Raw genomic sequence first — 14,169 nt, 5'->3', positions numbered from 1 at the left:
GCAACTTCCACCAAATTCCATTTCCATACTAAATTGTTCAAATTAATACTTAACACGTACGCTTAATTAACTATTAAGGTGTTCAAATATTAGTTTTAAAGTCCTCTCAATCTCTCTGCTGCTCAGATCCGCCCGCCGACCCTCTCAGCACTTCCAGCGCCCCATCAAATCACTTCCTCAAATCCCCCCATCTGCATCATTTTCCAATGAGCGGAGTAGGGCGCCCCGGCAGGAATTCCAGGCAAAAAAAAGCCCGCGAAGGCGGGCTTGATGGTGACCGACAGGGGCCATGGTTGAAGCCCGGCCGGTCATCTATTTGTGAAAGCGTGCAGCTTTTCTGTGAACCTACACTCGATCAGAAGTCCAGGTTCGAAACCGACAAGGCATTGCTCTCGATGAAGTCACGACGTGGCTCGACCGCATCACCCATCAGGGTGTTGAAGATCTGGTCAGCGGCGATGGCGTCTTCGATGGTGACCTTGAGCATGCGGCGCACAGTCGGGTCCATGGTGGTTTCCCACAACTGATCCGGGTTCATTTCACCCAGACCTTTGTATCGCTGGATGGTGTGGCGCTTGGTGGTCTCGTTCATCAACCAATCCAGGCCTTCCTTGAACTCGACGATCGCCTTACGACGCTCACCACGCTGCACGTACGCGCCTTCGCCCAGCAAGCTGGCGAGTTTGGCGCCGACGTTGACCACGGTGCGATAGTCGTTGCTGCCGAAGAAGTCGCGGTTGAAAGTCACGTAGCTCGCCAGTCCATGGGAGATGATCTCCACTTCAGGCAGCCAGATATTACGTTCTTTATCCTCACGCAGGCTGGTCTTGTAAGCCAAGCCCGACTTCTGGTTGTTGCTCAGACGCTCCTGGAACTTGGCCAACCACGCCTGCATGACGTCGTGATCACCCAGCTGCTCCAAAGTGACTTCCGGCAGATAGATGAAATGCTCGGTCAACTCTTCCGGATACAGACGCGACAGACGCTTGAGGGTCTTCATCACGCTACGGAACTCATTCACCAGGGCTTCCAACTGCACGCCGGAAACAGCAGGGGCCGATTCGTCCAGGTGCAGGCTAGCATCTTCGAGGGCCGACTGAGTCATGTATTCTTCCATGGCCTCGTCGTCCTTGATGTACTGCTCCTGTTTACCTCTCTTCACCTTGTACAGTGGCGGCTGAGCAATATAGATGTAGCCACGCTCGACCAGCTCTGGCAACTGACGGAAGAAGAAGGTCAGCAGCAGGGTACGAATGTGCGAACCGTCGACGTCAGCATCGGTCATGATGATGATGTTGTGATAGCGCAACTTGTCGATGTTGTACTCTTCGCGGCCAATACCACAGCCCAACGCAGTGATCAGCGTGCCCACTTCCTGAGACGAGATCATCTTGTCGAAACGGGCTTTCTCGACGTTCAGGATCTTGCCCTTGAGCGGCAGGATCGCCTGGGTACGACGGTTACGACCTTGCTTGGCCGAGCCACCTGCGGAGTCACCCTCCACCAGGTACAGTTCGGAAAGAGCAGGGTCCTTCTCCTGACAATCCGCCAGTTTGCCTGGCAGGCCGGCGATATCCAGTGCGCCTTTACGGCGGGTCATCTCGCGGGCTTTACGGGCCGCTTCACGGGCGCGGGCAGCGTCAATCATCTTACCGACGACGGCCTTGGCTTCGTTGGGATTCTCCAGCAGGAAGTCTGCGAAGTACTTGTTCATCTCCTGTTCCACGGCAGTTTTCACTTCCGAGGAGACCAACTTGTCCTTGGTCTGGGAGCTGAACTTCGGATCCGGCACCTTCACGGAAATGATCGCGGTCAGGCCTTCACGTGCGTCGTCACCAGTGGTGGCGACCTTGTTCTTCTTGGCCAGACCCTCCTGCTCGATGTAGCTGTTGAGGCTACGTGTCAGTGAGGAACGGAAGCCCACCAGGTGGGTGCCGCCATCACGCTGCGGAATGTTGTTAGTGAAGCACAACAGGTTCTCGTTGAAGCTATCGTTCCACTGCAGGGCGATTTCGACACCGACGCCATCATCACGCTGAACGCTGAAATGAAACACCTGAGAGTTGATCGGCGTTTTATTGGTATTCAGGTATTCGACGAAAGCACGCAGGCCACCTTCGTACTTGAAGAACTCTTCCTTGCCGGAGCGCTCATCTTTCAGCAGGATGCCGACGCCCGAGTTGAGGAACGACAACTCGCGAATACGCTTGGCCAGAATGTCCCAGCTGAAGTGAATGTTCTTGAACGTTTCAGCCGAAGGCTTGAAATGAATATGGGTACCGGTGGTTTCGCTATCACCTACCACGGCCATCGGCGCCTGTGGCACGCCATGAACGTAGGTCTGCTCCCAGATCTTGCCACTGCGGCGAACGGTGAGGACCAGCTTCTCCGAGAGAGCATTGACGACCGAGACACCTACACCGTGCAATCCGCCGGAAACCTTATAGGAGTTGTCATCGAACTTACCGCCGGCGTGCAGTACGGTCATGATGACCTCGGCGGCGGAAACGCCTTCCTCTTTATGCACATCGACAGGGATGCCGCGACCGTTGTCGCGCACACTAATGGATTCGTCCGGGTGGATGATCACCGTGATGTCATCGCAGTGCCCGGCAAGGGCTTCGTCGATCGAGTTGTCGACCACTTCGAAGACCATGTGGTGCAGGCCGCTACCGTCATCGGTGTCGCCAATGTACATGCCGGGACGCTTGCGCACGGCATCCAAACCTTTCAGCACCTTGATGCTGGAGGAATCGTACGTTTGATTTTCGCTCATGCCTTCACTCCCGATGGTCGTGGGTCTGGGTGATACGGCCCTGTTCCACGTGGAACAAAGCAACTGGCGTTTCCGTCTGCCAGCCTTCCCTCAGTAATTCGTGATCCACACAGGTGATGAACACCTGGCAGCGTAATTCTTCTAGCAAGCGACACAGCGCACGGCGATGCTGGTCATCCAATTCGGACGGCAAGTCATCCACCAGATAAATACAGTGACCGCGACGAGCCTGGCTGACGAGGTGGCCTTGGGCAATGCGCAGTGCGCACACCACCAACTTCTGCTGACCACGAGACAAAATGTCAGCTGCGTTATTGGCAGCCAAACGCAGGCGTAGATCAGCACGTTGCGGGCCGGCTTGGGTATGGCCCATCTGCTGATCACGCAGGAGAAAGGAGGCGAGTACTTCGTTGAGTTCCCGGTCCTTGTCCCAGCCTCGGTAGTAGCTAAGGGTCAACCCATCCAGCTCGACCAGTTCGCTCAGGGTTTGCTCGAAGACAGGCTTCAAGGCCTTGATATAGTTGCGACGGTATTCATCTATTTCCGCGCTGGCCAGGCATAATTCCCGGTCCCAGGCGGCTTGCGAAGCTGGGTCAAGTGTACCATGCCGCAACCATGAGTTCCGCTGCCGCAGCGCCTTCTGCAAACGCTGCCATGCGGGCATGAACCGGGGTTCCACGTGGAACACTCCCCAGTCGAGGAACTGCCGGCGAATTTTTGGGGCTCCCTCCAGCAGACGGAAGCTGTCGGGGTTGATCAGCTGAAGCGGCAACAATTCTGCCAACTGCGCCGCACTGCGGGCATTCTGCCCGTCGATACGGATGGTGAACTCCCCCTGACGTTCCCGGGAGACGCCCAAGTTACTGGTTCCACCCTCGATCAGCTGCACTTCGCCGAACACCGTGCAAGCCGGCTGTTCGTACTGGATTACCGGATTCAGACGTGTGCTGCGAAATGAACGGGCTAACCCGAGCAAATGCACAGCTTCTAGCACGCTGGTTTTGCCGCTGCCGTTAGCGCCGTAAAGAATGTTGATGCGGGGGGAGGGAGAGAGAGTCACCGGGTGCAAGTTGCGCACCGCGGTGACCATGATACGTCGAAGAGACATTGTGCCTATTACGGGTTACAGACGCATCGGCATGACAACGTAGGACGAGTCGTCATTGCCAGCCTCCTGCAACAGGGCGCTGCTGTTGGAATCCGACAGAATCAGGCGCACCTGCTCGGTCGTCATCACACCCAGCACGTCCAACAGGTAGCTGACGTTGAAACCGATCTCCAACGAGCTGCCATCGTAATCGACGCTGATTTCTTCTTCTGCCTCTTCCTGCTCGGGGTTGTTGGCCTGAATCTTCAGCTGACCGGCCGCCAGTTGCAGCCGAATACCGCGGTACTTCTCGTTGGACAGAATCGCGGTACGGCTGAATGCCTCACGCAGCGCCTGGCGATCACCCAGCACCAGCTTGTCACCGCCCTTGGGCAGCACGCGCTCGTAGTCGGGGAACTTGCCATCCACCAACTTGGAAGTGAAGGTGAACTCGCCGGTGGTGGCACGAATGTGGTGCTGGCCGAGGACGATGCTGACCATACCTTCGGGGTCGGTGAGCAGGCGAGCCAGTTCCAGGATGCCCTTGCGTGGAACGATGACCTGGTGGCGATCGGATGGGCCGATCTGCGCCTGCATCGAGCACAGTGCTAGACGGTGACCATCGGTAGCCACGGCGCGGAGGGTGTCGGTCGACACTTCCAGCAACATGCCGTTGAGGTAGTAACGGACGTCCTGCTGCGCCATGGCGAAGCTGGTGCGCTCGATCAGGCGACGCAACTTGCTCTGCTCGAGGTTGCAGGTCAGCGAGCCAGGGCCTTCCTCAACGGTGGGGAAGTCGTTGGCCGGCAGGGTCGACAGGGTGAAGCGGCTGCGGCCAGCTTTGACCAGCAGCTTCTGCTCATCGACCTTGATGTCGATCAGCGCATCGCTGGGCAGGCTCTTGCAGATGTCCATCAGCTTACGCGCCGGGACAGTGATCTCGCCCGGCTCGGCCGGCTCTTCCAGTTGTACCCGACCAACCAGCTCGACTTCCAAGTCGGTACCGGTCAACGACAGCTGCTGGCCTTGCACGACCAGCAGTACGTTGGACAGCACCGGCAAGGTCTGACGGCGCTCGACGACACCGGCGACCAGTTGCAGAGGTTTCAACAGGGCTTCGCGTTGAATGGTGAAATGCATGGTCTAGTCCCTTGCCTTCAATAAGCTGCGCCGACGCCCATCAGGTCGTCAGCGTGCGCAGCAGGTTCTTGTAGTCCTCGCGGATGTCCGCGTCGGATTCCTTCAATTCGTTGATCTTGCGGCAGGCGTGCAACACCGTGGTGTGGTCCCGACCACCGAACATGTCGCCGATCTCCGGCAGACTGTGGTTGGTCAGCTCCTTCGACAGTGCCATGGCTACCTGGCGCGGGCGCGCAACAGAGCGTGAACGGCGCTTGGACAATAGATCGGCGATCTTGATCTTGTAGTACTCGGCTACCGTGCGCTGAATGTTATCCACACTCACCAGCTTGTCCTGCAGGGCGAGCAGGTCTTTCAGCGATTCGCGAATCAGCTCGATGGTGATGTCGCGGCCCATGAAGTGGGAGTGTGCAATGACGCGCTTGAGCGCGCCTTCAAGTTCACGCACGTTGGAACGGATACGCTGGGCGATGAAGAACGCGGCATCGTGAGGCAACTCGACCTTGGCCTGGTCGGCTTTCTTCATCAGGATCGCTACGCGGGTTTCCAACTCGGGCGGCTCTACCGCCACGGTAAGGCCCCAGCCGAAACGAGACTTCAGGCGCTCTTCAAGGCCTTCGATCTCCTTCGGATAACGGTCGCTGGTGAGAATCACCTGTTGACCGCCTTCGAGCAGGGCGTTGAAGGTGTGGAAAAACTCCTCCTGCGAACGCTCCTTGCGTGCGAAGAACTGAATGTCATCGATCAGCAATGCGTCCACCGAACGGTAAAAACGCTTGAATTCATTGATGGCATTGAGCTGCAGCGCCTTCACCATATCGGCAACGAACCGCTCGGAATGCAGGTAAACCACCTTGGCATTCGGATTTTTCTTCAAAAGATGGTTGCCGACCGCGTGCATCAAGTGGGTCTTGCCCAGGCCAACGCCGCCATAGAGGAACAGCGGGTTGTAGCCATGCTTGGGATTGTCGGCGACCTGCCAGGCAGCCGCGCGCGCCAGTTGGTTCGACTTACCTTCCACGAAGGTCTCGAAGGTGAAGGTGCGGTTCAGGTAGCTGGTGTGCTTGAGCGCCCCCTCGACCTGCACGGTGCGTTGTTCGGTACGTCCCGTTGCAGACGGCGCAGGAGCGTTGTCGGCCATGGCGTCGAAGCTATCACGAGAAGACGTCTCTGTATCGTCATTGACCGGCGTGGGCTCGGCGACAGGTGCCGCAGCGGGTTCCACAGGCATGGCCACCGCTGCAGCTGGCTTGGCCTGGCTCTGCGCCAGCGAAGCTGCCACTGCGGCGCTGACCGGCGCATTGGGCGCCGCGCGTGGCGCGGAACTGCGACGGCTGCCTATTAATAAGGAAAGGGCAGGCGCCATCCCACTGCCTTGCTCACCCAGCAGCTCGAGCAAACGCCCCAGGTACTTTTCATTGACCCAATCGAGAACGAAACGGTTAGGCGCATAGACGCGCAACTCGTCGCCTTCGGCTTCGACCTGTAGCGGACGGATCCAGGTGTTGAATTGCTGGGCAGGCAGTTCGTCGCGCAGAAGCTCCACGCACTGCTGCCAAAGTTCCACTGACACGGATATCCCCTGAGTTGAAAGCCGGATGAGGCAAAAACAAACCGCCATTGTACCGGTCGAGAGCGCACTTATCCACATGTGGAAACGCTAGGAATCGCGACAAAACAGCCATTTAGCGACCGAAATGTCTTTTCGACTCGGTGAATAAGGTCTGTGGATAACCCACCATGAGGGCTATGCACAACCCTGGTCACCAGCCTGTTGATAACTCGCCTGTGGATAAGCACGCATTCGTTCCACAGGTTCTACCCATGTCCAGCACAAGCGCGGCACCTGTTACCGACAAGGTTTCGATTTTCTGTACAGCCCATGAATAAAGGGCTGCAACTAGTTATCCACAGAAGGTTATCCACTTAAGATCTATAAGTTCTTCAGAAAAGCTTTTTATATGTCTCTTCTTTTTTTAAGTGTTTGTCGATCTGCTTGCCTGCCCCAAGCCGACCGCTGCCTGACATCTCGAGGGTCCACTACTTACCTGTTCAGCAACACCGTCCGGCAAGGAAAGGCTGGTTGGAAATTGACCTATGGGCTTGCTTTCTCTAGAATCGCCGATCTCTTAAAAAGGGGGCCATTCCGGCCCGTAGTCGACAAACCCAGGTAACACGCCATGAAACGTACTTTCCAACCAAGCACCATCAAGCGCGCTCGCACCCACGGCTTCCGTGCCCGTATGGCTACCAAGAACGGCCGTGCTGTTCTGTCGCGTCGTCGTGCCAAAGGCCGTAAGCGTCTGGCCATTTGATTTTTCGGCACAGGTGGTGAGTCAGGACTTCAGTCGGGAAAAGCGACTGCTTACACCCCGGCACTTCAAAGCGGTCTTCGACTCCCCAACCGGCAAGGTTCCAGGGAAAAACCTGCTGATCCTTGCACGCGAGAACGGTCTCGATCATCCACGCCTTGGCCTGGTGATCGGTAAGAAGAGCGTCAAGCTCGCTGTTCAACGCAATCGCCTAAAGCGCCTGATGCGCGATTCCTTTCGTCTGAACCAGCAGATGCTCGCTGGCCTGGACATCGTGATCGTCGCGCGCAAGGGATTGGGTGAGATAGAAAACCCGGAATTGCACCAACACTTTGGCAAGCTCTGGAAACGCCTGGCCCGTAGCCGGCCTAAGCCAGAGGCAAACGCCGATTCCGCAGGGGTAGACAGCCGAAATGCGTAAACTGGCACTCGTTCCGATCCAGTTTTACCGTTATGCCATCAGTCCCCTGATGGCCAGCCACTGTCGTTTCTACCCCAGTTGCTCCTGTTACGCCTATGAAGCCATCGAAAACCATGGCCTCTTGCGTGGTGGGTGGCTAGCCGTTCGTCGCCTGGGGCGTTGTCATCCGTGGAACGACGGCGGTTTCGATCCCGTTCCACCCGCTCCTTCCTCCCGAACTTCTTCGATAGCCGAGTAATCATGGATATTAAACGCACGATCCTGATCGTCGCCCTGGCAATCGTGTCCTACGTCATGGTCCTCAAGTGGAACCAGGACTACGGTCAGGCTGCTCTGCCGACTCAGCATACTGCTGCCAGCACCCAAGCCCCGGCCTTGCCCGATGGCGTGCCGGCCGGTTCCGCCGGCGCCAGCGCCGATGTGCCGAGCGCTAATGCCGAATCCAGCCCTGCGGAACTTGCCCCGGTCGCGACCAGCAAGGACCTGATCCGGGTCAAGACCGATGTCCTGGACCTGGCTATCGATCCGGTCGGTGGTGACATCGTCCAACTGACCCTGCCGAAATACCCACGTCGCCAAGACCATCCGGACATTCCGTTCCAGCTGTTCGACAACGGCGGCGAGCGCGTCTACCTGGCACAAAGCGGCCTGACCGGCGCCAACGGCCCGGACGCCCGTCCTTCCGGTCGCCCCCTGTACGCTGCCGAACAACGCAGCTACCAGCTGGCCGATGGTCAGGAACAACTGGTGGTCGACCTCAAGTTCAGTGACAACGGCGTCAACTACATCAAGCGCTTCAGCTTCAAGCGCGGTGAGTACGACCTCAACGTCACCTACCTGATCGACAACCAGAGCACCCAGACCTGGAACGGCAACATGTTTGCCCAGCTTAAGCGTGACGCCAGCTCCGACCCATCGTCGAGCACTGCCACCGGCACCGCCACCTACTTGGGCGCGGCCATGTGGACAGCGTCTGAGCCGTACAAGAAAGTGTCGATGAAAGACATCGACAAGGGTGGCCTGAAAGAAAGCGTTTCTGGTGGCTGGGTTGCCTGGCTGCAGCACTACTTCGTGACCGCCTGGGTACCTGCCAAGTCGGATACCAACACCGTCCAGACCCGCAAGGACAGCCAAGGCAACTACATCATCGGCTATACCGGCCCGACCATCAGCGTTCCGGCTGGCGGCAAGGTCGAGACCAGCGCGATGCTGTACGCCGGTCCCAAGATCCAGTCCAAGCTCAAGGAACTGTCCCCAGGCCTGGAGCTGACTGTCGACTACGGTTTCCTGTGGTTCATCGCCCAGCCGATCTTCTGGCTGCTGCAACATATCCACAGCCTGTTGGGCAACTGGGGCTGGTCGATCATCGTCCTGACCATGCTCATCAAGGGTCTGTTCTTCCCACTGTCGGCTGCCAGCTACCGTTCGATGGCGCGTATGCGTGCCGTTTCGCCGAAACTTGCTGCACTGAAGGAGCGCTTCGGTGACGATCGCCAGAAGATGTCTCAGGCGATGATGGAGCTGTACAAGAAAGAGAAGATCAACCCGCTGGGTGGCTGCTTGCCGATCCTGGTGCAGATGCCAGTGTTCCTGTCGCTGTACTGGGTACTGCTGGAAAGCGTCGAGATGCGTCAGGCTCCGTGGATGCTGTGGATCACCGACCTGTCGATCAAGGATCCGTTCTTCATCCTGCCGATCATCATGGGCGCGACCATGTTCATCCAGCAGCGTCTGAACCCGACTCCGCCCGATCCGATGCAGGCCAAGGTGATGAAAATGATGCCGATCATCTTCACCTTCTTCTTCCTGTGGTTCCCGGCTGGTCTGGTGCTGTACTGGGTTGTGAACAACTGCCTGTCGATCGCACAGCAGTGGTACATCACCCGCAGCATCGAAGCAGCGAGCAAAAAAGCTGCTGCATAACGGGCTACTACGCTAGCCTGTGAATAAAACGCCCCCTCGGGGGCGTTTTTGCTATCTGTCGTTTTGTCGTAGAGGCTCTCGAGCATGAACACTGTGCGTGAAACCATTGCTGCCATCGCCACCGCCCAGGGCCGCGGCGGGGTCGGTATCGTCAGGCTGTCCGGACCGCTGGCCAGCCAGGCCGGGCAGTTGATCACCGGCCGCACACTGACGCCGCGCCATGCCCACTATGGGCCGTTCCGTGACGAGCAGGGGTTGGTGCTGGATGAAGGCATCGCGCTGTTCTTCCCCGGTCCCAACTCGTTCACCGGTGAGGATGTGCTCGAACTACAGGGCCATGGCGGTCCCGTGGTGCTGGACATGCTGCTACAGCGCTGTGTACAAGTCGGCTGCCGACTGGCGCGCCCAGGCGAATTCAGCGAACGTGCATTTCTCAACGACAAGCTCGACCTGGCTCAGGCCGAAGCGATCGCCGACCTGATCGAAGCCAGTTCCAGCCAGGCTGCCCGCAACGCCTTGCGCTCGCTGCAGGGCGAATTCTCCAAACGTGTGCACAACCTGACCGAGGCGTTGATTGCGCTGCGTATCTACGTGGAAGCAGCGATCGACTTCCCAGAGGAGGAAATCGACTTCCTTGCCGACGGCCACGTGTTGTCGATGCTCGATGCCGTGCGTGCGGAGTTGTCCACAGTCCAGCGTGAGGCCGGGCAGGGCGCCTTGCTGCGTGACGGGATGACCGTGGTGATTGCTGGCCGGCCCAACGCCGGTAAATCGAGCCTGCTGAACCAGCTGGCCGGGCGCGAGGCCGCGATCGTCACCGATATCGCCGGCACCACCCGGGACATTCTTCGCGAACATATCCACATCGACGGCATGCCCCTGCACGTGGTCGATACTGCCGGCTTACGTACCACCGATGATCATGTGGAAAAAATCGGCGTGGAACGTGCGCTCAAAGCCATCGGCGAGGCGGACCGCGTGTTGTTGGTGGTGGACTCGACCGCGCCCGAGGCCGACGATCCCTTCGCGTTGTGGCCGGAATTTCTCGACCAACGGCCAGACGCCGCCAAGGTCACGCTGATTCGCAACAAGGCTGATCTCAGCGGCGAGCGGGTTGCCCTGGAACAATGTGATGACGGCCATGTCACCATCACCTTGAGCGCCAAGGGCGATGATCAAGGTCTCCAGCTACTGCGCGACCACCTCAAAGCTTGCATGGGTTATGAGCAGACCGCAGAAAGCGGTTTCAGCGCCAGACGGCGTCATCTGGATGCGCTGCGCCAAGCCAGCTCGCACCTGGAGCACGGACGCGCCCAACTGACCCTGGCCGGCGCAGGCGAGCTGCTGGCCGAAGATTTGCGGCAAGCGCAGCAGGCATTGGGTGAAATCACCGGCGCGTTCAGCTCCGATGACTTGCTGGGGCGCATCTTCTCGAGTTTCTGCATCGGTAAATAATCCACAGCCACTGGCTGACCAAAGCCGCTCCTTCGGGGGCGGCTTTTTTTTGCCTGTGAATTGTGCAGATGGCGAGGATGAGCGGAAAAATGCTTCAAGGTATTTCATGCACAGGCACGATGACGCCCTCAGGAGGTCTGTGGATAACCGACCTTCAGCTCCGTTGATAACCGGGCTTTTTTGTTGAGGACAATCACGCTTGTGGGTAAACAGGCATTTAATCCACAGGCTGAATGACGTTATCCATAGCCCTCAGGGTCGCTAAGCCACAGGGTTTAGTTTCTCTGTACAGCACGTCGATAAAGGGATGCAGCATCTTATCCACAGAAAAGGCTGTGCATAAGAATAAACATAAAAACAAAGCTTTTATAAATTTCTCTTCTTTGATTTCTGTTGTCTGCCACTCATCCACAGACTGTTCAAATTTTGCTCAGAAGGTTCCTTTGCAGGGGGTTAAGTCCCTATACTTGTCCGCTTATCTTCTCTATTCGCAAAACAGGCACGAGGTGCGTGGTGGATTTCCCTTCCCGTTTTGAAGTGATCGTCATCGGCGGCGGCCATGCCGGTACCGAGGCTGCGCTTGCGTCTGCACGCATGGGTGTGAAAACCCTGCTGCTGACCCACAACGTGGAAACCCTCGGTCACATGAGCTGCAACCCGGCCATCGGTGGCATCGGTAAAAGCCATCTGGTCAAGGAGATCGATGCGCTCGGCGGCGCCATGGCGCTGGCTACCGACAAGAGCGGCATCCAGTTCCGTATCCTGAATAACCGCAAGGGCCCGGCGGTGCGCGCTACTCGCGCCCAGGCCGACCGCGCCATCTACAAATCGGTGGTGCGGGAGATCCTGGAAAACCAACCCAACCTGTGGATATTCCAGCAGTCCTGCGACGACCTGATCGTCGAACAAGACCAGGTCAAAGGTGTGGTCACCCAGATGGGTCTGCGCTTCTTCGCCGAATCCGTGGTCCTCACCACAGGCACCTTCCTCGGTGGTCTTATCCACATCGGGCTACAGAACCATTCCGGTGGCCGCGCCGGCGATCCACCTTCGATCGCCTTGGCTCACCGCATGCGTGAACTGCCGCTGCGCGTCGGTCGCCTGAAAACCGGTACCCCACCGCGGATCGATGGTCGCTCCGTGGACTTCTCGGTCATGACCGAGCAACCCGGCGACACGCCGATCCCAGTGATGTCCTTCATGGGCAACGCGCAGATGCACCCGCGTCAGGTCAGTTGCTGGATTACCCACACCAACGCCCGCACCCACGAGATCATTGCCTCGAACCTCGACCGGTCTCCGATGTACTCTGGTGTGATCGAAGGCGTCGGTCCGCGTTACTGCCCGTCGATCGAAGACAAGATTCATCGCTTCGCCGACAAGGAAAGCCACCAGGTGTTCATCGAGCCGGAAGGCCTGACCACCCACGAGCTGTACCCCAACGGTATTTCCACTTCGCTGCCATTCGATGTGCAGCTGGAGTTGGTGCGCTCGATCCGCGGTATGGAAAACGCCCATATCGTGCGTCCGGGATACGCTATCGAGTACGACTACTTTGACCCGCGTGACCTCAAGTACAGCCTCGAGACCAAGGTCATCGGCGGTCTGTTCTTCGCCGGCCAGATCAACGGCACCACCGGTTACGAAGAAGCCGGCGCTCAGGGCCTGCTGGCCGGGACCAACGCCGCGCTCCGCGCCCAGGGCCGCGAAAGCTGGTGCCCACGTCGCGACGAGGCGTACATCGGCGTATTGGTTGACGACCTGATCACCCTGGGAACTCAAGAGCCGTACCGCATGTTCACTTCGCGCGCCGAGTACCGCTTGATTCTGCGCGAGGACAACACCGATCTCCGCTTGACCGAAAAAGGCCGCGAGCTGGGTTTGATCGACGATGAGCGCTGGGCCGCCTTCTGCGCCAAGCGCGATGGTATCGAGCGTGAGGAACAACGCCTGAAATCCACCTGGGTGCGGCCGAATACCGACCTGGGCCAGGCTATTGTGGATAAGTTCGGCACGCCGCTGAGCCACGAGTACAGTCTGCTCAACCTGCTGGCCCGTCCGGAAATCGACTACGCTGGCCTGATCGAGGCGACGGGGGGTGAGGTGATCGATCCACAGATTGCCGAGCAGGTCGAGATCAAGACCAAGTACGCGGGGTATATCGATCGCCAGCAAGACGAGATCGCCCGGCTGCGTGCCAGCGAAGACACCCGCCTGCCTGTGGATATCGACTACACCACCATTTCCGGCCTGTCCAAGGAGATCCAGGGCAAGCTCGGCCAGACCCGCCCGGAAACCTTGGGCCAGGCTTCGCGCATTCCCGGTGTCACCCCGGCGGCGATTTCCCTGTTGTTGATACATCTGAAAAAACGCGGCGCTGGCCGCGAATTGGAGCAAAGCGCTTGAGTTCCCTGGTCACCCCGCAACACGCTGAAGAGTTGTCCACAGGTGCGCGCCAGCTCGGTGTCGAGCTTGGCGCCGAGCAGCACGAGAAGCTGTTGGGTTACCTGGCCCTGTTGATCAAATGGAACAAAGCCTACAACCTGACCGCCGTGCGCGATCCCGATGAAATGGTGTCCCGCCATCTGCTCGACAGCCTGAGTGTCATGCCGTTTATCCACAGCGAGCGTGAGCGGTGGCTGGATGTCGGCAGTGGCGGTGGTATGCCTGGAATCCCTCTGGCGATCCTGCATCCGCACAGGCAGGTGACGGTGCTCGACGCCAACGGCAAGAAAACCCGCTTCCTGACCCAGGTGAAAATGGAGCTCAAGCTGGACAACCTCACGGTTATCCACAGCCGGGTCGAAGCCTTCCAGCCTGCACAACCGTTCGACGGCATCATCTCCCGCGCCTTCAGCAGCATGGAGAATTTCACCAACTGGACCCGCCATCTGGGCGACACCGGGACGCAATGGCTTGCAATGAAGGGGCTGCATCCTGCCGATGAACTGGTAGCATTGCCCGCAGACTTCACAGTGGAAAGCGAGCAGGCCCTGACCGTTCCGGGTTGCCAGGGCCAGCGCCATCTGCTGATACTGCGCCGCAAGGCTTGACT

General features: G+C 58.4%; 11 protein-coding genes. 7 read left to right on the top strand and 4 right to left on the bottom strand.

Annotated elements, in window-relative coordinates:
* Positions 1 to 355: 355 nt before the first annotated feature.
* From gyrB to dnaA, 4 genes are read right to left on the bottom strand one after another with little or no spacing between them, the layout of a single operon-like run.
* Positions 356 to 2,776: a DNA topoisomerase (ATP-hydrolyzing) subunit B gene (gene gyrB, locus KY379_RS22435; RefSeq protein ID WP_133325664.1), complete on the bottom strand. Its 2,421-nt coding sequence runs from the start codon at positions 2,774 to 2,776 to the stop codon at positions 356 to 358.
* 4 nt (positions 2,777 to 2,780) lie between these two features.
* Positions 2,781 to 3,884 carry a DNA replication/repair protein RecF gene (gene recF / locus KY379_RS22430; RefSeq protein ID WP_261241868.1) on the bottom strand — a complete coding sequence of 368 codons (1,104 nt, stop codon included), beginning with the start codon at positions 3,882 to 3,884 and terminating at the stop codon, positions 2,781 to 2,783.
* A gap of 15 nt (positions 3,885 to 3,899) precedes the next feature.
* A complete protein-coding gene (gene dnaN / locus KY379_RS22425) occupies positions 3,900 to 5,003 on the bottom strand; it encodes a DNA polymerase III subunit beta (protein ID WP_261241866.1) in 1,104 nt (367 codons plus the stop codon).
* A 40-nt stretch (positions 5,004 to 5,043) separates the two neighbouring features.
* Positions 5,044 to 6,576, bottom strand: coding sequence for a chromosomal replication initiator protein DnaA (gene dnaA, locus KY379_RS22420; RefSeq protein ID WP_133325658.1), 1,533 nt, complete (start codon positions 6,574 to 6,576; stop codon positions 5,044 to 5,046).
* A gap of 607 nt (positions 6,577 to 7,183) precedes the next feature.
* On the opposite strand from dnaA, the gene rpmH reads away from it, so the two are divergent.
* The 7 genes from rpmH to rsmG all read left to right on the top strand — a co-directional run bounded on the left by rpmH (position 7,184) and on the right by rsmG (position 14,167).
* Complete coding sequence (gene rpmH / locus KY379_RS22415) at positions 7,184 to 7,318, top strand: 50S ribosomal protein L34 (protein ID WP_003253163.1); 135 nt, start codon at positions 7,184 to 7,186, stop codon at positions 7,316 to 7,318.
* A 13-nt stretch (positions 7,319 to 7,331) separates the two neighbouring features.
* A complete protein-coding gene (rnpA, locus tag KY379_RS22410; protein ID WP_133325900.1) occupies positions 7,332 to 7,736 on the top strand; it encodes a ribonuclease P protein component in 405 nt (134 codons plus the stop codon).
* Positions 7,729 to 7,974 (top strand): membrane protein insertion efficiency factor YidD, encoded by a 246-nt coding sequence (yidD, locus tag KY379_RS22405; RefSeq protein WP_011536514.1) that lies wholly within the window; start codon positions 7,729 to 7,731, stop codon positions 7,972 to 7,974. Before rnpA ends, yidD begins: the two co-directional genes overlap by 8 nt.
* Before the next feature lie 2 nt (positions 7,975 to 7,976).
* A complete protein-coding gene (gene yidC / locus KY379_RS22400; protein ID WP_261241862.1) occupies positions 7,977 to 9,659 on the top strand; it encodes a membrane protein insertase YidC in 1,683 nt (560 codons plus the stop codon).
* 84 nt (positions 9,660 to 9,743) lie between these two features.
* Complete coding sequence (gene mnmE / locus KY379_RS22395; RefSeq protein ID WP_261241861.1) at positions 9,744 to 11,114, top strand: tRNA uridine-5-carboxymethylaminomethyl(34) synthesis GTPase MnmE; 1,371 nt, start codon at positions 9,744 to 9,746, stop codon at positions 11,112 to 11,114.
* 513 nt (positions 11,115 to 11,627) lie between these two features.
* Entirely contained in the window at positions 11,628 to 13,520 is a 1,893-nt protein-coding gene (gene mnmG / locus KY379_RS22390; RefSeq protein WP_261241859.1) for a tRNA uridine-5-carboxymethylaminomethyl(34) synthesis enzyme MnmG, read from the top strand.
* The gene (gene rsmG / locus KY379_RS22385; protein WP_133325650.1) at positions 13,517 to 14,167 is read left to right on the top strand and encodes a 16S rRNA (guanine(527)-N(7))-methyltransferase RsmG; all 651 of its coding nucleotides are present in this window, start codon (positions 13,517 to 13,519) and stop codon (positions 14,165 to 14,167) included. Before mnmG ends, rsmG begins: the two co-directional genes overlap by 4 nt.
* Positions 14,168 to 14,169 lie beyond the last annotated feature (2 nt).

It is taken from the genome of Pseudomonas sp. HD6422, assembly GCF_025377065.1.
Lineage (GTDB): Bacteria > Pseudomonadota > Gammaproteobacteria > Pseudomonadales > Pseudomonadaceae > Aquipseudomonas > Aquipseudomonas putida_U.
The sequence above is the reverse complement of the archived record's forward strand: the minus strand, read 5'-3'. Positions and strand labels throughout refer to the sequence as shown.